Origin of the sequence: Streptomyces sp. NPDC028635 (genome assembly GCF_040637635.1) — a bacterium.
Classification (GTDB): domain Bacteria; phylum Actinomycetota; class Actinomycetes; order Streptomycetales; family Streptomycetaceae; genus Streptomyces.
Genome location: NZ_JBEZWX010000007.1, coordinates 110,005 through 128,323, shown reverse-complemented (window position 1 = coordinate 128,323; position 18,319 = coordinate 110,005). Strand labels below are relative to the sequence as shown.

At 73.2% G+C, this 18,319-nt stretch carries 15 protein-coding genes; 14 read left to right on the top strand and 1 reads right to left on the bottom strand.

Annotation, left to right across the window (positions count from 1 at the left end):
* The first annotated feature begins 91 nt into the window (after positions 1 to 91).
* Together AB0E88_RS10395 and AB0E88_RS10390 are read left to right on the top strand one after the other, a co-directional pair.
* The gene (locus AB0E88_RS10395) at positions 92 to 1,039 is read left to right on the top strand and encodes a beta-ketoacyl-ACP synthase III (protein ID WP_361627042.1); all 948 of its coding nucleotides are present in this window, start codon (positions 92 to 94) and stop codon (positions 1,037 to 1,039) included.
* A gap of 163 nt (positions 1,040 to 1,202) precedes the next feature.
* On the top strand, positions 1,203 to 1,880 hold the full coding sequence (locus tag AB0E88_RS10390) for a GntR family transcriptional regulator (protein WP_361627039.1): 678 nt from the start codon (positions 1,203 to 1,205) through the stop codon (positions 1,878 to 1,880).
* Between the two features lie 48 nt (positions 1,881 to 1,928).
* On the opposite strand, the gene AB0E88_RS10385 is transcribed toward AB0E88_RS10390, so the two are convergent.
* The gene (locus tag AB0E88_RS10385; RefSeq protein WP_361627036.1) at positions 1,929 to 3,107 is read right to left on the bottom strand and encodes a low temperature requirement protein A; all 1,179 of its coding nucleotides are present in this window, start codon (positions 3,105 to 3,107) and stop codon (positions 1,929 to 1,931) included.
* A gap of 207 nt (positions 3,108 to 3,314) precedes the next feature.
* Between AB0E88_RS10385 and AB0E88_RS10380 the strand changes: the two genes are divergently transcribed.
* The 12 genes from AB0E88_RS10380 to AB0E88_RS10325 all read left to right on the top strand — a co-directional run bounded on the left by AB0E88_RS10380 (position 3,315) and on the right by AB0E88_RS10325 (position 18,301).
* Entirely contained in the window at positions 3,315 to 4,496 is a 1,182-nt protein-coding gene (locus AB0E88_RS10380; RefSeq protein WP_361627033.1) for an ROK family transcriptional regulator, read from the top strand.
* Between the two features lie 244 nt (positions 4,497 to 4,740).
* Complete coding sequence (locus tag AB0E88_RS10375) at positions 4,741 to 6,258, top strand: sugar ABC transporter ATP-binding protein (protein ID WP_361627030.1); 1,518 nt, start codon at positions 4,741 to 4,743, stop codon at positions 6,256 to 6,258.
* The gene (locus tag AB0E88_RS10370; protein WP_361627027.1) at positions 6,255 to 7,271 is read left to right on the top strand and encodes an ABC transporter permease; all 1,017 of its coding nucleotides are present in this window, start codon (positions 6,255 to 6,257) and stop codon (positions 7,269 to 7,271) included. The genes AB0E88_RS10375 and AB0E88_RS10370 overlap by 4 nt, the downstream gene beginning before the upstream one ends.
* Before the next feature lie 17 nt (positions 7,272 to 7,288).
* Positions 7,289 to 8,329, top strand: a complete 1,041-nt coding sequence (locus tag AB0E88_RS10365; protein WP_361627024.1) for a substrate-binding domain-containing protein — start codon at positions 7,289 to 7,291, stop codon at positions 8,327 to 8,329.
* A gap of 216 nt (positions 8,330 to 8,545) precedes the next feature.
* On the top strand, positions 8,546 to 9,787 hold the full coding sequence (locus tag AB0E88_RS10360) for a Gfo/Idh/MocA family oxidoreductase (protein ID WP_361627021.1): 1,242 nt from the start codon (positions 8,546 to 8,548) through the stop codon (positions 9,785 to 9,787).
* Between the two features lie 15 nt (positions 9,788 to 9,802).
* Entirely contained in the window at positions 9,803 to 10,801 is a 999-nt protein-coding gene (locus AB0E88_RS10355; protein ID WP_361627018.1) for a sugar phosphate isomerase/epimerase family protein, read from the top strand.
* An 85-nt stretch (positions 10,802 to 10,886) separates the two neighbouring features.
* Positions 10,887 to 13,364, top strand: a complete 2,478-nt coding sequence (locus AB0E88_RS10350; protein WP_361627015.1) for a carbohydrate-binding protein — start codon at positions 10,887 to 10,889, stop codon at positions 13,362 to 13,364.
* 12 nt (positions 13,365 to 13,376) lie between these two features.
* Entirely contained in the window at positions 13,377 to 14,705 is a 1,329-nt protein-coding gene (locus tag AB0E88_RS10345; RefSeq protein ID WP_361627012.1) for a ThuA domain-containing protein, read from the top strand.
* 86 nt (positions 14,706 to 14,791) lie between these two features.
* A complete protein-coding gene (locus AB0E88_RS10340) occupies positions 14,792 to 15,904 on the top strand; it encodes an inositol-3-phosphate synthase (protein WP_361627009.1) in 1,113 nt (370 codons plus the stop codon).
* Entirely contained in the window at positions 15,901 to 16,854 is a 954-nt protein-coding gene (locus tag AB0E88_RS10335; protein ID WP_361627006.1) for an SCO3242 family prenyltransferase, read from the top strand. The genes AB0E88_RS10340 and AB0E88_RS10335 overlap by 4 nt, the downstream gene beginning before the upstream one ends.
* Complete coding sequence (locus AB0E88_RS10330) at positions 16,851 to 17,699, top strand: sugar phosphate isomerase/epimerase family protein (RefSeq protein ID WP_361627003.1); 849 nt, start codon at positions 16,851 to 16,853, stop codon at positions 17,697 to 17,699. The genes AB0E88_RS10335 and AB0E88_RS10330 overlap by 4 nt, the downstream gene beginning before the upstream one ends.
* Positions 17,696 to 18,301, top strand: coding sequence for an EboA domain-containing protein (locus tag AB0E88_RS10325; RefSeq protein ID WP_361627000.1), 606 nt, complete (start codon positions 17,696 to 17,698; stop codon positions 18,299 to 18,301). The genes AB0E88_RS10330 and AB0E88_RS10325 overlap by 4 nt, the downstream gene beginning before the upstream one ends.
* The last annotated feature ends 18 nt before the right edge of the window (positions 18,302 to 18,319 follow it).

Sequence of the window (18,319 nt, the reverse complement as noted above, 5' to 3'; positions counted from 1 at the left end):
CCGATTCCTGTCGCTTCGCCTGCCCTGGTACCCGTGAGTCACTGATCAGACTGGGGGATCCGCTGTCCAGGCAACGAGGGGGACCCTCCAGATGAACGGCTCACGGATCACCGCCGTCGGCCACTACCAGCCCGCCAAGGTCCTCACCAACGAGGACCTCGCCGGGCTGGTCGACACCAGCGACGAGTGGATCAGGAGCCGGGTCGGCATCCGGACGCGGCACATCGCCGGGCCCGACGAGCCCGTCGACGAACTCGCCGCGCACGCCGCCGCCAAGGCGCTCGCCGCGGCCGGCCTCACGCCGGGCGACATCGACCTCGTCCTGGTCGCCACCTCCACCGCGATCGACCGCTCCCCGAACACCGCCGCCCGGGTCGCCGCCCGGCTCGGCATCCCGGGTCCTGCCGCGATGGACGTCAACGTGGTGTGCGCCGGGTTCACCCACGCGCTGGCCACCGCCGATCACACCGTCCGCGCCGGTGCCGCCCGTCGGGCCCTGGTCATCGGCGCGGACAAGATGTCCGACGTCACCGACTGGAGCGACCGCAGCACCTGCGTCCTGGTCGGCGACGGCGCCGGGGCCGCGGTGGTCGAGGCGTGCGCCGACGGCGAGGAGCCGGGGATCGGCCCGGTGCTGTGGGGGTCGGTGCCGGAGATGGGGCACGCCGTGCGCATCGAGGGCCAGCCGGCCCGGTTCGCGCAGGAGGGCCAGTCCGTCTACCGGTGGGCGACGACCCAGCTGCCGCCGCTGGCCCGGCAGGCCTGCGAACGCGCCGGCATCGCCCCGCAGGACCTCGCCGCCGTCGTGCTCCACCAGGCCAACCTGCGCATCATCGAACCCCTCGCCCAGCGCATCGGCGCCACGAACGCCGTCGTCGCCCGGGATGTGACCGAGTCCGGCAACACCTCCGCCGCGAGCATTCCGCTGGCCCTGTCCAAGCTGGTCGAGCAGGGCCGGATCACCACCGGCGACCCGGTGCTCCTGTTCGGCTTCGGCGGCAACCTCTCGTACGCGGGGCAGGTCGTGCGCTGCCCCTGAGAGCAGGCGAGCGGGGCGGCCGCCGACGGCTCCCCCGGGGCCGAGGGTCTGCGGCGGCCGTACGCCGCGGTGCGAGCTGTGCGCCGTAGACTGTAGACGAAAGGCAATCGATACTGATCGTCTGCTGCGCGTGCCGTCCCACCGAGTCCCGCGAGGGGGAGCGATGTTGTCGACCGGACTGCCGCAGGGCGCGGTGCCGCGACTGGAGCGGCCCGGCCCGCTGCGCGAGCGCGTCTACGAGGCCTTGCTCGAACTCATCACCACACGCGCCCTGCGGCCCGGTCAGCACCTCGTGGAGAGCGAACTCGCCGGGCATCTCGGCGTCTCCCGGCAGCCGGTGCGCGAGGCGCTGCAGCGGCTCAACACCGAGGGCTGGGTCGATCTGCGCCCCGCCCAGGGCGCGTTCGTGCACGAGCCGACGGAGGAGGAGGCCGACCAGCTGCTCACCGTCCGCACCCTCCTGGAGGCCGAGGCCGCCCGGCTCGCCGCCGCGAGCGCCGACAGCGACGGCGTCGCCCGGCTCGAGGAGCTGTGCGGGCAGGGCGAGGAGGCCGTCGCCGCGGACGACGTCGACGCCGCCGTCGCGCTCAACGCGCGCTTCCACGCCACGATCATGGAGCTGGCCGGCAACACGGTCCTCGCCGACCTCGCCGCCCAGGTGGACCGCCGGGTGCGCTGGTACTACACGCCGGTGGCGCGCCGGCGCGGGCAGCAGTCGTGGATCGAGCACCGCGCGCTGATCGCCGCCATCGCCGACGGCGACGAGAGCCGGGCCACCCGGCTGATGCGCGAACACACCGAGCACACCCGGCGCTCGTACCACGAACGGCCGGCGTCCTGACCCAGGCGGCCGGCCGCGACGCGGCCGCCAGGACATCCTCCGTGACCGCTACGCGGTCGCCGGGGCGTCCTCGGTGAGGGTCGTGCGGCCCGTGGCCCAGCGGGCCTCGGCCGCCAGCATCGCCACCACCACCGCGACGAGGCAGGTCAGTTCGACCGCCGCCGAGGTGCGCACGCCCAGCGGGGCAGCGACGAGCGCCACCGGAGCGGCCGACAGCCGGTAGCGCACGGGCCGCAGCGACAGGGCCGCCCGGAACGCCGCGTCCCCGGCGAGGAACAGCGCGACTCCGCCGGCGAGCGCCAGCGCGGGCCCGCCCTGAGCGTGTTCGGTGAGGTGGCCGAGCGCCTTCTTCACCCCGGCGGCCAGGAAGGCGATGCCCAGCAGCATCGGCAGGAAGGCGTAGTAGTACGCGTTCATCGCCCGCCGCCAGCGCGCCGGTGCCTCGGTCGCGGCGAACGCCGCCTCGGCCGCCTCCTCGTCGCGCACGAAGTACGTCCACCACAGCGCCACCGCGAGCGCGAGGGCGAGGAACGCGCCGCCCACCAGGCCCGGGGTGAGCGGCAGATCCCCGATGCCGATGCCGATCGCGATGACCGACTCCCCGAACGCGACGATCAGCAGCAGCCCGTGCCGCTCCACGAAGTGCGCCGGGTCCAAGGCGCCCAGCTGCGTGCGCAGCGCCTCCGCCGACCGGCCGTCGGCGCGCCGCGGCCCGTGCTCCGCCATCAGCGGGGTGACGAACTGCAGCACCAGCGCCAGCGTCCACAGCCCGTCCGCCGCCAGGCCGTCGACCAGACCCGCGGCGGTCACCGACATGGCGGCCAGCGCGTTCGGCACGCCGTACCAGATGGTGTCCCGGCCGTGGCTGCGGGTGTAGAGCGCGGTGTGCACGACGACCACCCCGAGGAAGCCCAGTCCGAACACCACCCCGGTGTCGTCGAAGACACGCGGGATCGCCAGCGCGCACACCAGGAACGCGCCCATGCCGAGCATCAGCAGCAGCCGGCGGGAGGGGCGGTCGGGCGGAACCTGGTTCGTCAGGTAGGCGTAGGCGCCGTACATCCAGAACAGCACCATGAGGATCAGGGCGACCCGGCCGGCGGTCGCGAAGGACAGGTCACCGGTGAGGAGCACGGTGAGCTGCGTGAGCGTGAAGACGAAGACGAGGTCGAAGAACAGCTCCAGTGTGGTGACTCTGCGGCCCGGCTGCGGCGGTGCGGTGTCCACGTGTTCCCCCAGGTGATCGGTGTGCCGCCGATCGTAAAGGGCCGTGGGTGTAAGCCAGTTGGGGTCACGGGTCTTTGTCCTGTCAGTGGAAGAAGTCTGCGGGAATCCGTGCGCGACTTCTTCCCACATTCAACAGTCACTGCTACGTTCCCCTCGAAAGCCCGACGACGGTGGCCGATGTGAGGCGGGGAGGGGCACGTGAGGCGCATGACCGCACGACCCGGTAACACGCATCAGGCTCAGCTGCTGAAGCTGCTGCGCGACGGAGGACCCAACTCCCGTGCGCAGCTGGGCGATCAGATCGACCTGTCGCGGTCCAAGCTCGCCGTGGAGGTCGACCGGCTGCTGCAGACGGGCCTGGTCGTGGCCGACGGACTCGCCGCCTCGCGCGGCGGACGCCGTTCGCACAACGTCCGGCTCAATCCGCAGTTGCGCTTCCTCGGCGTCGACATCGGCGCGACCTCGATCGACGTCGCCGTCACCAACGCCGAGCTGGAGGTCCTGGGCCACCTCAACCAGCCCATGGACGTGCGCGAAGGGCCGGTCGCGGTCTTCGAGCACGTGCTCTCCATGGCCGCGAAGTTGCGCGACTCCGGGCTCGCGGAGGGCTACGACGGCGCCGGCATCGGCGTCCCGGGCCCGGTCCGCTTCCCGGAGGGCGTGCCGGTGGCACCGCCGATCATGCCGGGCTGGGACGGCTTCCCCGTGCGGGAGGCGCTCAGCCAGGAACTGGGCTGCCCCGTCATGGTCGACAACGACGTGAACCTGATGGCGATGGGGGAGATGCACGCGGGCGTCGCACGCTCCGTGGGCGACTTCCTCTGCGTCAAGATCGGCACCGGCATCGGCTGCGGCATCGTGGTGGGCGGCGGCGTCCACCGCGGGGTGACCGGCAGCGCGGGCGACATCGGCCACATCCAGGCCGTGCCCGACGGCCGTCCGTGTGCCTGCGGCAACCGGGGTTGCCTGGAGGCCCACTTCAGCGGTGCCGCCCTGGCCCGCGACGCCACCGAGGCCGCCCGCCAGGGGCTGTCGCCGGAACTGGCGTCCCGGCTGGAGACGGGCGGCACGCTCACCGCCGCCGACGTCGCCGCGGCCGCGTCGGCCGGCGACGCCACCTCCCTCGACCTCATCCGGGAGGGCGGCACCCGCACCGGGCAGGTCATCGCCGGCCTGGTCAGCTTCTTCAACCCGGGCCTGGTGGTGATCGGCGGCGGGGTGACCGGACTCGGTCACACCCTGCTCGCCGCGATCCGCACCCAGGTCTACCGCCAGTCGCTGCCGCTGGCGACCGGCAACCTGCCCATCGTCCTGGGGGAGCTGGGACCCGTCGCCGGAGTCATCGGCGCGGCCCGGCTGATCAGCGACCACCTGTTCTCACCGGCGTAGCCGCCGGCTCCGCCACCGCGTCACGTCCGGCCCCACACCGGCGTACCAGCACAGCTCACCGCTCCGCCCTGCCCGGAACAGCCCCATCCAGCTCCGCCCTGCCCGCAACCGCCCCACCGCCCGGCCCGGCCCTGCCCGGAACCGCTCACCCGGCCCAGCCGTGCCCGGAAGAACCGTTCACCCCGCTCCGCCCTGCCCTGAACCGCCCTGACCCGGCCCGCACCGCCCGCCGAGGGGAATCCGCATGGCACCACAACCACCGCTGCTCAGCATGTCCGGCATCACCAAGTCGTTCCCCGGAGTCCGGGCCCTCGACGGCGTCGACCTCGACGTCCAGGCCGGCGAAGTGCACTGTCTGCTCGGCCAGAACGGCGCCGGCAAGTCCACCCTCATCAAGGTCCTCGCCGGAGCCCACCAGCCGGACACCGGCACCATCCGCTGGCGCGGCGAGCCGGTCGCCCTGCGCTCCCCGATCGCCGCGATGCGCCTGGGCATCGCCACGATCTACCAGGAACTCGACCTGGTGGAGCACCTGTCCGTGGCCGAGAACGTCCACCTCGGCCACGAGCCCACCGCCGCCGGCTTCGTCGTACGGCGCAAGGCCGCGAAGGAGTCGACCGCCGCGCTGCTCAAGCGGCTCGGCCATCCCGAGATCGAACCGGGGCGACTGGTCGGGGACTTGTCCGCGGCACAGCAGCAGATCGTCTCCATGGCCCGGGCGCTGTCCCACGACGTACGGCTGATCGTGATGGACGAGCCGTCCGCCGCCCTCGACCCCGACGAGGTGGACAACCTCTTCCGGATCGTCGCCGATCTCACCGCCGACGGGGTCGCCGTCGTCTACATCTCGCACCGGCTGGAGGAGATCCGCCGCATCGGCGACCGCGTCACCGTGCTGAAGGACGGCCGCGCGGTCGCGGGCGGACTGCCCGCGCAGACGACCCCGACCCGTGACGTCGTCGCCCTGATGACCGGCCGGACCATGGAGTACGTCTTCCCCGAGCGGCCGGCCGGGCCGCCCGCGGGCACCCCGGTCCTCCAGGTGCGCGGCCTCGCCCGGGACGGCGAGTTCGCGCCGCTCGACCTCGATGTGCACGCCGGGGAGATCGTCGGACTCGCCGGGCTCGTCGGCTCCGGACGCTCGGAGATCCTGGAGACGATCTACGGCGCCCGCAAGCCGACGGCCGGTCAGGTCATCGTTGACGGAACTCCGTTGCGGCCCGGCAGCGTCCGCGCCGCCGTCCGTGCCGGGCTCGGCCTCGCGCCCGAGGAGCGCAAGGCACAGGCGCTGCTGATGCTGGAGTCCGTCACCCGCAACGTCTCCGTCTCCTCGCTGTCCCGGTTCTCCCGGGGCGGCTGGATCGACCGCGGGGCCGAGACGGGCGCCGCCCGCGCCGCCGTGCGCGAGCTGTCCCTGCGGCCCGACAACCCGTCCGTGCCCGTGCGCACCCTGTCCGGCGGCAACCAGCAAAAGGCGGTCCTGGCCCGCTGGCTGCTGCGCGGCTGCCGGGTCCTGCTGCTCGACGAACCCACCCGCGGTGTCGACGTCGGCGCCCGCGCCGAACTGTACGCGGTGGTACGGCGCCTCGCCGACGAGGGCCTCGCGGTGCTCCTCGTCTCCAGCGAGGTGCCGGAGGTGCTCGGCCTCGCCGACCGCGTCCTGGTGCTGCGCGAGGGCCGGGTGGTGCACACCGCGCCGGCCCGGCAGCTCGACGAACACCGCGTCCTCGACCTCGTCATGGAAGGAAGCCCGGCGTCATGACGCAGCACGTGTCCCCGCCGCGGGACGGCACCGGAAAGGTGCCGCAGGTCCGCCTCCCCGCCTGGCGCACCCTCGTGGCCCGCGCCGACGTCCGCACCCTGTCCCTGCTCGGCGTGCTCGCCGTGCTCGTGGTCATCGGCGGTGTCACCAAGCCCGACGAGTTCCTCGACACCCGCAACCTCCAACTCGTCCTGACCCAGGCCTCGGTGATCGGTGTCGTCACCGTCGGCATGACCTTCGTCATCACCTCCGGCGGCATCGACCTCTCCGTCGGCGCGATCGTCGCGCTCGCCTCGGTGTGGGCGACGACGCTGGCCACCCAGGAGTTCGGCTTCGCCGGCATCCTGTTCACCGCGATGGTCGTCGGCCTCGGCTGCGGCCTGGTCAACGGCCTGCTCATCGCGTACGGCGGGATGGTCCCGTTCATCGCCACCCTCGCCATGCTGGCCTCGGCCCGGGGCCTCGCCCTGCAGATCACCGACGGCAAGACGCAGATCGTCGGCGTCGACAGCGTGCTGAGCCTCGGCGAACGCGACTCCTACCTCCTCGGGATCCCGCCGCTCGTGCTGATCTTCGCACTCGTGACGGTCCTCGGCTGGCTGCTGCTGAACCGCACCACCTTCGGCCGGCGCACCGTCGCCGTCGGCGGCAACGCCGAGGCCGCCCGGCTCGCCGGCATCGACGTGCGGCGCCAGCGGCTGTACCTGTACCTGCTGTCCGGGCTGTGCTGCGGCATCGCCGCGTTCCTGCTGATCGTCCTGTCCGGCTCCGGCCAGAACACCAACGGCAACCTCTACGAACTCGACGCCATCGCCGCCGCGATCATCGGCGGGACCCTGCTGACCGGGGGACGCGGCACCATCACCGGGTCCGTGCTCGGCGTCCTGGTCTTCACCACGATCACCGACATCTTCGCCCTGAACAACCTGCAGAGCGACGTCCAGCAGATCGCCAAGGGCGCGATCATCGTCGCCGCCGTGCTGGTCCAGCGCCGTACCGCAAGCACGACCTGAGGAAAGGGTTCCCCGCCATGCCCCAGCTGCCCACCCGCAGAGGACTGCTCTTCGGATCCGCCGCCGTCTCCGCCGGAGCCCTCCTCACGGCTTGCACCAGCAACGAGCCGAAGGACGCCGCGCCGGCCGCGGACGACCGGCCGGCCGCCGACGACAAGCCCGGCAAGCACGTCACCATCGGCTTCGCCGGACCGCAGGCCGACCACGGCTGGCTCAACGCCATCAACGACAACGCCAAGTCCCGCGCCAAGAAGTACTCCGACGTCACCCTGGAGATCACCGAGGGCTCCAACGACACCGCCCAGCAGATCGGCCAGATCGAGACCCTCATCAACAAGAAGGTCGACGTGCTGGTGGTACTGCCCGCCGACGGCAAGGCCCTCACCCAGGTCGGCCTGAAGGCGATGCGCGACGGCATCCCCGTGGTCAACCTCGACCGTGTCTTCAACACCCCGCAGGCCTACCGCTGCTGGATCGGCGGCGACAACTACGGCATGGGCCTGAACGCCGGGCACTACATCGGCGAGAAGCTCAAGGACAAGCCCGGCGCCAAGGTCGTCGAGCTCGCGGGCCTGGACAACCTGGAGCTGACCAAGCAGCGCACCCAGGGCTTCGACGACGCGCTGAAGAACTACCCCAACATCCGCAAGGTCGCCCGCCAGGCGGCGGAGTTCACCGTGGAGTCCGGCCAGGCCAAGATGGCGCAGCTGCTCCAGGCCCAGTCGGGCTTCGACGCACTGTGGAACCACGACGACGACCAGGGCGTCGGCGCGCTGCGCGCCATCGAGCAGGCCGGACGCGACGACTTCCTGATGGTCGGCGGCGCAGGCGCCCTGTCCGCCTTCCAGGCCATCAAGCAGGACAACGGCGTGCTCAAGGCGACGGTGCTCTACCCGCCCACCATGGCCGCCTCCGCCATCGACCTCGCCCGCGCCCTCGGCCAGGGCAAGGGCGTCGGCGGCCTCGCCGAGTACGAGATCCCGGCGTCGATCACGCTCTACTCGGCCGTCGTCGACAAGACCAACGTCGACCAGTACATGCCCGTCGGCTTCCGCTGACAGCGCACTCGGCCGGCCTCGACCCGCCGGGCGCGCCGCAAGGCTGGGTCGCCCACCCCGCCGGGCGCGCCGCAAGGCTGGGTCGCCCACCCCGCCGGGCGCGCCGCAAGGCTGGGTCGCCCGCCCCGCCGGGTGCGCCGCACGGCAGGTCGCACACCCCGCACCCCCCACCGCACCGCCACGACGTCGTCACGACGAGGACGGAGGACTTACCCCATGGCACAGCCGCAGCAGTCAGACGGGACCCAGAGCCCGACGAGCCCGGCCGGCTCACCGGGCCGGGACAGACCGCCGCTGCGCGTCGGGATGGTCGGCTACGCCTTCATGGGCGCCGCCCACTCCCAGGGCTGGCGCACCGTGGACCGGGTGTTCGACCTGCCCCGCCGCCCGGAGCTGGCCGTGATCTGCGGCCGTGACGCCACCGCGGTGCGCGCGGCGGCCGACCGGCACGGATGGGCGGCGGCCGTCACCGACTGGCGGGAGCTCGTCGAGCGTGACGACATCGACCTCGTCGACATCTGCACCCCCGGCGACAGCCACGCCGAGATCGCGCTGGCCGCGCTCGCCGCGGGCAAGCACGTGCTGTGCGAGAAGCCCCTCGCCAACACCGTCGCCGAGGCCGAGGCGATGGTCCGCGCGGCGCGGCACGCCGAGGCGCGCGGTCTGGTGGCGATGGTCGGCTTCAACTACCGCCGGGTCCCGGCGACCGCGCTGGCCCGCCGCATGGTCGCGGACGGCCGGCTCGGCACCCTGCGGCACGTGCGGGTGACGTATCTCCAGGACTGGCTGGTGGACCCCGCGTTCCCGCTGACCTGGCGGCTGCGCAAGGAGCAGGCGGGCTCCGGCTCGCTCGGCGACCTCGGCGCGCACATCGTGGACCTCGCCCAGTACGTCGCGGGGGAGCACCTGGCCGGGGTGTCCGCGCTGACGGAGACCTTCGTGCGGGAGCGCCCGCTGCCCGCGGGGCCGGTCCAGGGCCTGTCCGCCGGGACCGCCGCCGCCCGCACCGGCACGGTCACCGTCGACGACGCGGCCCTGTTCACCGGCCGCTTCACCTCCGGCGCCCTCGCCTCCTTCGAGGCCACCCGGTACGCCACCGGCCGCAAGAACGCCCTGCGCATCGAGCTGAACGGGGAACACGGCTCGCTCTGCTTCGACCTGGAGCGGCTCAACGAGCTCTGGTTCCACGACGGAACAGAACCCGGCGTACAGGCCGGCTTCCGCCGCATCCTCGTCACCGAACCCGACCACCCCTACCTCCACGCCTGGTGGCCGCCCGGCCACGGCCTCGGATACGAGCACACCTTCGTCCACCAGGCCCGCGACCTCGTCCACGCGGTCGCCGACGGCCACCGCCCCGAGCCCTCCTTCGCCGACGGGCTGCAGGTGCAGCGCGTGCTCGCGGCCGTGGAGGAGAGCGCCGAGAAGAACTCCGTCTACACGCCCGTCGGGCTCTGAGGAGAAGCCACCGCCATGCCGCGTCCGTTCACGCTGTTCACCGGCCAGTGGGCCGACCTGCCCCTCGAAGAGGTCTGCCGCCTCGCCCGCGACTTCGGCTACGACGGTCTCGAACTCGCCTGCTGGGGAGACCACTTCGAGGTCGACAAGGCCCTCACCGACCCGTCCTACATCGACTCCAGGAAAGGCCTGCTCGACAAGTACGGCCTGCGGTGCTGGGCGATCTCCAACCACCTCGTCGGACAGGCCGTGTGCGACGCCATCATCGACGAACGCCACCGGGCGATCCTGCCGGCCGAGGTGTGGGGCGACGGCGACCCCGAGGGCGTACGGCAGCGGGCCGCCGCCCGGATCGAGGACACCGCGCGCGCCGCGGCCGCGTTCGGCGTCGACACCGTCGTCGGCTTCACCGGCTCCGCGATCTGGCACCTGGTCGCGATGTTCCCGCCCGCCCCCGAGGCGATGATCGAGCGCGGCTACCAGGACTTCGCCGACCGCTGGAACCCGATCCTGGACGTCTGCGACGCCGAGGGCGTACGGTTCGCGCACGAGGTCCACCCCAGCGAGATCGCCTACGACTACTGGACCACCCGGCGCGCCCTCGAAGCGGTCGGCCACCGGCCCGCGTTCGGCCTGAACTTCGACCCCTCCCACTTCGTGTGGCAGGACCTCGACCCGGTCGGTTTGCTGTGGGACTTCCGCGACCGGATCTACCACGTCGACTGCAAGGAAGCCCGCAAGCGCCTCGACGGCCGCAACGGCCGCCTCGGCTCCCACCTGCCCTGGGGTGACCCGCGGCGCGGCTGGGACTTCGTCTCCGCCGGCCACGGCGACGTCCCCTGGGAGGACGTCTTCCGCATGCTGCGCTCCATCGGCTACCAGGGCCCCGTCTCCGTGGAGTGGGAGGACGCCGGCATGGACCGCCTGCAGGGCGCCCCCGAGGCCCTGACCCGGCTGAAGGCGTACGACTTCGAACCCCCGACGGCGTCCTTCGACGCGGCGTTCGGCAACTGACCTTCCCTTCCCCCATCTCCGGGATGACGGCGCATCCCGGCGTCTCCACCCGCCCGTACAACCAGCCCCTCATCTGGAGGCATTCGTGCACGGGAACGACCGCACCACCAGAACCCCTCGCTCACGTCTGCGCGCGGGACTCGCGCTGTTCAGCGGTGCCCTGCTCGCGGGCGCCACGCTCACCCTCACCACACCGCCGGCCGGCGCAGCCGTCGCCGACCGACAGGCGGCCGCGGCCGAGGACTTCCAGCAGGTCACCCTCGCCAAGGGCGAGGCGGAGGTCGGCGAGCCCATGTCGCTCGCCGTCCTGCCGGACCGTTCCGTCCTGCACACCTCCCGCGACGGTGAACTGCGCCTGACCGACGCCGCCGGCAACACGAAGCTCGCGGGCAAGCTCGCCGTGTACTCCCACGACGAGGAGGGCCTCCAGGGCGTCGGCATCGACCCGGACTTCACGGACAACCGGTTCGTCTACCTGTACTACGCGCCGCCGATGAACACCCCCGCGGGCGACGCGCCCGAGAACGGCACCGCCGCCGACTTCGCGCCCTTCGACGGCGTCAACCGCCTCTCGCGGTTCGTGCTGAAGACCGACGGCACCCTCGACCCGGCCAGCGAGAAGCAGATCCTCGACGTCCCCACCACCCGGGGCCTGTGCTGCCACGTCGGCGGCGACATCGACTTCGACGCGGCCGGCAACCTCTATCTGTCGACCGGCGACGACACCAACCCCTTCCAGTCCGACGGCTACACCCCGATCGACGAGCGCGACGGCCGCAACCCCGGCTTCGACGCCCAGCGCACCGCCGGCAACACCAACGACCTGCGCGGCAAGATCCTGCGCATCAAGGTGAACGCCGACGGCTCCTACTCGATCCCCGACGGCAACCTCTTCGCGCCCGGCACGGCGAAGACGCGGCCCGAGATCTACGCCATGGGCTTCCGCAACCCGTTCCGGTTCAGCGTCGACAAGAAGACCGGCATCCTCTACGTCGGTGACTACGGCCCCGACGCCGGCGCCGCCAACCCCAGCCGCGGCCCGGCCGGCCAGGTCGAGTTCGCCCGGGTCACCGGCCCCGGCAACTTCGGCTGGCCGTACTGCACCGGCGCCAACGACGCCTACGTCGACTACGACTTCGCCACCAAGGCCTCCGGCGCCTCCTTCGACTGCAACGCGCCGAAGAACACCTCGCCGCACAACACCGGCCTGACCGACCTGCCCCCGGCCCAGCCCGCGTGGATCCCCTACGACGGCGGTTCCGTACCCGAGTTCGGCACCGGCTCCGAGTCCCCGATGGGCGGCCCCGTCTACCACTACGACCCGGCGCTCGACTCGCCGGTGAAGTTCCCCGAGGCCTACGACGGGAACTTCTTCGCCGGTGAGTTCGGCCGGCGCTGGATCAAGCGCATCGTCAGCGACGGCAACGGTGCCGTGCAGTCCATCAACCCCTTCCCCTGGTCCGGCACCCAGGTGATGGACATGGCCTTCGGCCCCGACGGCGCCCTGTACGTCCTCGACTACGGGCTGGCCTGGTTCGGCGGCGACGACAACTCCGCGCTGTACCGCATCGAGAACGCCACCGACGGCCACTCCCCGGTCGCCCAGGCCGCCGCGAGCCGCACCAACGGTCAGGCGCCGCTGAAGGTGCAGTTCTCCTCCGCCGGCACCTCCGACCAGGACGGCGACGCCCTCACCTACAGCTGGGACTTCGGGGACGGCGCGCAGTCCACCGAGGCGAACCCCACCCACAAGTACAAGAGGAACGGCACCTACACCGCGACCCTGACCGCGAAGGACACCTCCGGCCGCACCGGCAGCGCGAGCGTGCAGGTCGTCGTCGGCAACACCGCGCCGAAGGTGACGCTGGAACTTCCCCAGGACGGGCAGCTGTTCACCTTCGGTGACGCCATCCCGTTCAAGGTGAAGGTCACCGACCCCGAGGACGGCAAGGCGATCGACTGCTCCAAGGTCACCGTCACCTTCGTCCTGGGCCACGACAGCCACGGCCACCCGCTGACCTCCGCCACGGGCTGCTCCGGCACCATCCAGACCAGCGCCGACGGCGGCCACGACGAGGACGCCAACATCTTCGGTGTCTTCGACGCCCAGTACACCGACAACGGAGGCGGCGGCCAGGCCCCGCTCACCACGCACGCCCGGCACGTCACCCAGCCCAAGCACCGCCAGGCCGAGCACTTCGGCGACAGCTCCGGCGTCGACGTCATCGCCAAGGACACCGCGCACGGCGGCAGGACCGTCGGCGACATCGACAACGGCGACTGGATCTCCTTCACGCCGTACGCCCTGAGCAACGCCACCAAGATCACCGCCCGGGTCTCCTCCGGCGGCGCGGGCGGCACCCTCGAGGTGCGCGCCGGCTCCCCGACCGGCACCCTGCTCGGCAAGGCGGCCGTCCCGGTCACCGGCGGCTGGGAGACCTTCCAGGACGTCGAGGCCGGCCTGTCCCGCGCACCACGCGGCACCACCACGCTCTACCTGGTGTTCAAGGGCGGCACCGGAGCCCTGTTCGACGTGGACGACTTCACCTTCACGACGAGCTGAGAGGAGGCCGAGATGCGACGCATCGGCAACGTCACCACCGCCGCCGCGGCAGCCGCGCTGCTGCTCGGCTGCGCGACCGCCCCGGCGGCCTCCCAGCCCGGCGACGGCAAGCGGGTGCTGGTCTTCTCCAAGACGGCCGGCTTCCGCCACGACTCCATCCCGGACGGCGTGGCGGCCCTGAAGCAGCTCGGAGCCGGCGGCGGCTTCACCGTCGACGCCACCGAGGACGCGGGCGCCTTCACCCCCGGCAACCTGCGCCGGTACGCCGCGGTGGTGTTCCTGTCCACCACCGGGGACGTGCTGAACCCCGCCCAGCAGCGCGCCTTCGAGGACTACGTCCACCGCGGCGGCGGCTACGCCGGCGTCCACGCCGCCGCGGACACCGAGTACGACTGGGCGTTCTACGGCGGCCTGGCCGGCGCTTACTTCCAGTCGCACCCGGCGATCCAGCCCGCCACCGTGAACGTCGAGGACCGCGCCCACCCGGCGACCGCGCACCTCGGGCCCGTATGGGAGCGCACCGACGAGTGGTACAACTACCGCTCGAACCCGCGGGAGCGGGCCCATGTCCTCGCCTCGCTGGACGAGTCGTCGTACAGCGGCGGCACCATGAACGGCGACCACCCGATCGCCTGGTGCCAGGAGTACCAGGGCGGCCGCGCCTTCTACACCGGCGGCGGCCACACCAAGGAGTCCTACGCCGACCCCGCCTTCCGGCAGCACCTGCTGGGCGGCATCCGGTACGCGATCGGCGCCGCCCAGGCCGACTGCCGGCCGGAGAACGGCTACCGGCCGCTCTTCGACGGCACCTCGACGGCCGGCTGGAAGCAGGCCGGTCCGGGCTCCTTCACCCTCTCCGAGGACGGCACGCTCACCTCGTCCGGCGGACTGGGACTGCTCTGGTACGCGAACGCGAGCTTCGGGTCGTACTCCCTGAAGCTCGACTGGAAGACGGCCGGCGACGACAACTCCGGTGTGTTCGTCGGCTTCCCGCCCTCGGACGACCCGTGGTCGGCCGTGGACAACGGCTACGAGGTCCAGATCGACGCCACCGACGTCCCGGAGAAGACCACCGGGTCCGTCTACGGCTTCCGGTCCGCCGACCTGAAGAAGCGCGACCGTGCGCTGAACCCGCCGGGGGAGTGGAACACGTACGAGATCCGGGTGCAGGGCGAGCGCCTGCGCGTCTGGCTCAACGGCGTGCAGATCAACGACTTCACCAACACCGATCCGGCCCGGAGCCTTGCGGACGGACACATCGGCATCCAGAACCACGGCACGGGTGACGAGGTGTCCTTCCGCGACATCCGGATCAAGGAACTGCCCGCCCAGGGCGACTGAGCGGCGGCGGGCGGGGGACGCCGGACTCCCGCCCGCCGCCTTTCCCCCACCCTTCTCAGGGTTCGCACGCGACAAGGAGGCTGCCCATGTCCGCGTCCCGCACCGGAGTCTGGCTGATAGGCGCCCGCGGTTCGGTCGCCACGACCGTGGTGGCGGGCTGCGCCGCGCTGACGGCGGGCCTGCACCCGCCGACCGGGATGGTCACCGAGACCCCGGCGTTCGCCGCTGCCCCGCTGCCCCCGCTCGGCTCGCTGGTCTTCGGCGGTCACGACACCGTCGACTGTCCGCTGCCCAAACGGGCCGAACACCTGGCCGCGGCCGGGGTGCTGCCGCACGGCCTGCCGTCGGCCGTCGCCGCCGAACTGGCCGCCGCCGACCGCGAGATCCGGCCCGGCGGCCCCCTGCCGGGCGACACCAGGGACGCGGACCGGCTCATTGAGACCTTCACCGCCGACCTGCTCGACTTCTCGCACCGCAACGAGCTGGCACGCGTCGTCGTCGTGAACGTCGCCTCCACCGAACCGGCGCCCACCGACGGCGAGTTGCCCGCCAGCTCCCTCTACGCGGCCGCCGCCCTGCGCGCCGGCTGCCCCTACGTCAACTTCACCCCCTCCACCGGACTCCACCATCCGGCGCTGGCCGCCCCCGCCGAGGCGAGCGGGCTGCCGTACGCCGGACGGGACGGCAAGACCGGGCAGACGCTGCTGCGTTCGGTCCTCGGGCCGATGTTCGCGCAGCGCTCGCTCACCGTGCGGGCCTGGTCCGGCACCAACCTGCTGGGCGGGGGCGACGGCGCCGCCCTGGCCGACCCGGCCGCCGCGGCCGCCAAGAACGCCGGCAAGGAACGCGTCCTCACCGACACCCTCGGCGCCGTACCCGAGGGCGAGGTGCACATCGACGACGTACCGGCCCTCGGCGACTTCAAGACCGCCTGGGACCACGTCGCCTTCGACGGCTTCCTCGGCTCGCGCATGATCCTGCAGACCATCTGGCAGGGCTGCGACTCCGCCCTCGCCGCGCCCCTCGTCCTCGACCTGGCCCGGCTGACCGCCCGCGCCCACGAGGCCGGTCTGAGCGGCCCGCTCACCGGCCTGGGCTTCTACTTCAAGGACCCGGTCGGGGACGGCCCGGCGGCGCTCGGGGAGCAGTACGCGGAGCTGCTGCGGTTCGCCGGGCGGCTCGGCGGGGGACAGCGGTGAGGCCCCGCCTGCGGGCCTGGGCCGAACTGCTGCGGCTGCCCGCCCTGTGCACGGTCCCGGGCGACGTCCTCGCGGGCGCCGCGGCGGCCGCCGCGCGGCCCGGCCGGCGCACCCTGCTCGCCGTCGGCGCCTCCGTGTGCCTGTACGAGGCCGGCATGGCCCTCAACGACTGGGCGGACCGCGCCGAGGACGCCGTGGACCGCCCGCACCGACCGCTCCCGTCCGGCCGCGTCAGCCCCGCCGCGGCCCTCACGGCGGCCGGTGCGCTCACGGCGGCCGGCCTGGGCCTCGCGGCCCGCGCCGGCCGCCCCGCCCTCACCGTCGCCGCCCCGCTCGCGGCCACCGTCTGGGCGTACGACCTCGCCCTGAAACACACCCCGGCAGGACCCGCGGCCATGGCGGCGGCCCGCGCCCTCGACGTGCTGCTCGGCGCGGCCGCCACCGCGGGACGCACCCGAGCGGCCCTGCCGTCGGCGGCCCTGCTCGGCACCCACACCCTCGCCGTCACCACGGTCTCCCGCACCGAGACCCGCGGCGGCGCACCCCTGGCCCCGCTGGCCGCCCTCGCGGCGACCACCTGGCTCAGCCGCACCCTCACCCGGCCCCCGGCAGCCCGCGGCGACGCAGCCTCCCGCGGGCTGCCGGGCCCCACGCCCACCACCGCCCCCGGCCCCGCCCGGCACGCCGGTGCGTCCGCCGCGCGCTGGGCCGACCCCCTCGTCCCCGCCCTGACCACCCTCTACGCCGCCACCGCCGCCCGCCCCTACACCCACGCCGCGCTCAACCCGTCGCCCCCGCTGACCCAGCGTGCCGTCGGCGCCGGGATCCGCGCCACGGTCCCGCTCCAGGCCGCACTCGCCGCCCGCTGCGGCGCCCGGTCCGGCGCCCTGCTCATCGCGGCACTCGCCCCGCTCGGCGCGCGCCTCGCGAAGAGGGTGAGCATCACATGAGCCTCCGCTTCGGCTACGGCACCAACGGCCTCGCCGACCTGCGCCTCGACGACGCCCTCGCCCTCCTCGCCGACCTCGGCTACGACGGCGTCGGCCTGACCCTCGACCACATGCACCTCGACCCGCTGGCCCCGGACCTCGCGGCCCGCACCCGCCGTATCGCCGGGCGGCTCGCCGGACTCGGGCTGGGCGTCACCGTGGAGACAGGCGCCCGCTACGTCCTCGACCCGCGCCGCAAACACGGCCCGTCCCTGCTCGACGCCGACCCCGGCGACCGCGCCCGCCGCACCGGCCTGCTGCTGCGCGCCGTGACGATCGCCGCCGACCTCGGCGCGCACGCCGTGCACTTCTTCAGCGGCGTCGTCCCGCACGACACCGACGAGGACACCGCCTGGAAGCGGCTCGCCGAGAGCATCGTGCCCGTGCTGGACGCGGCCGCCGCAGCCGGCGTCCCGCTCGCCGTGGAACCCGAACCCGGCCACCTGCTCGCCACCCTCGACGACTTCCACCGGCTGCGCCGCATCCTCGGCGACCCCGGGCCCCTCGGCCTCACCCTCGACATCGGCCACTGCCAGTGCCTGGAACCGCTGCCGCCCGCCGACTGCGTGCGGGCCGCCGCGCCCTGGCTGCGGCACGTGCAGATCGAGGACATGCGCCGCGGGGTCCACGAGCACCTCCCGTTCGGCGACGGCGAGATCGACTTCCCGCCCGTGCTCGCCGCCCTCGACGACATCGGCTACCAGGGCCTCACCGTCGTCGAACTGCCCCGCCACTCCCACGCGGGCCCGCACTTCGCGGCGCTCTCCCTGCCCTTCCTCAGGCACGCCCAAGGGAGCACCTCATGACCCGTCTCACCGCGGACGACCTGCGCGGCCGTCTCACCGGCACCGCCCGCGCCTGGCTGGACAAGGCCCTCGACGAGGCCGCCGCCCATCCCGGGTCGCACGGCCCGATCTCCGTGTGGGAACTGCGGCTGGCCGAGGCGGGCCGGCGCTGCGGACCCGAGCACGCGGAGGCCGCACGCTCCCTCATCCTCGCCGCGGCCCGGCCCGCCCCGGACGCCCTGGCCCGCGTCTACCACCAGGGCACCGCCGAGGAACGCCTCGCCGTGCTGCGCGCCCTGCCCGGCCTGGTGGCCGGACCCGACGCCGTGGCGCTGGTCGAGGACGCGCTGCGCACCAACGACACCCGGCTGCTGGCCGCCGCCGTCGGCCCGTACGCCGCCCGCCACCTCGACACCCACTCCTGGCGGCACGCCGTACTGAAGTGCCTGTTCACCGGCGTGCCCGTGGACACGGTCGCCGGCCTGGACCGGCGTGCCCGCGGGGACGCCGAACTCGCCCGCATGCTGCGCGACTACGCCGCCGAACGCACCGCCGCCGGCCGTGCCGTCCCCGACGACCTCCGCCGCGTGCTCACCCTGACCGAGGCCCGGTTCGAGGCCTGACCGAGGCCTGATTCGAGG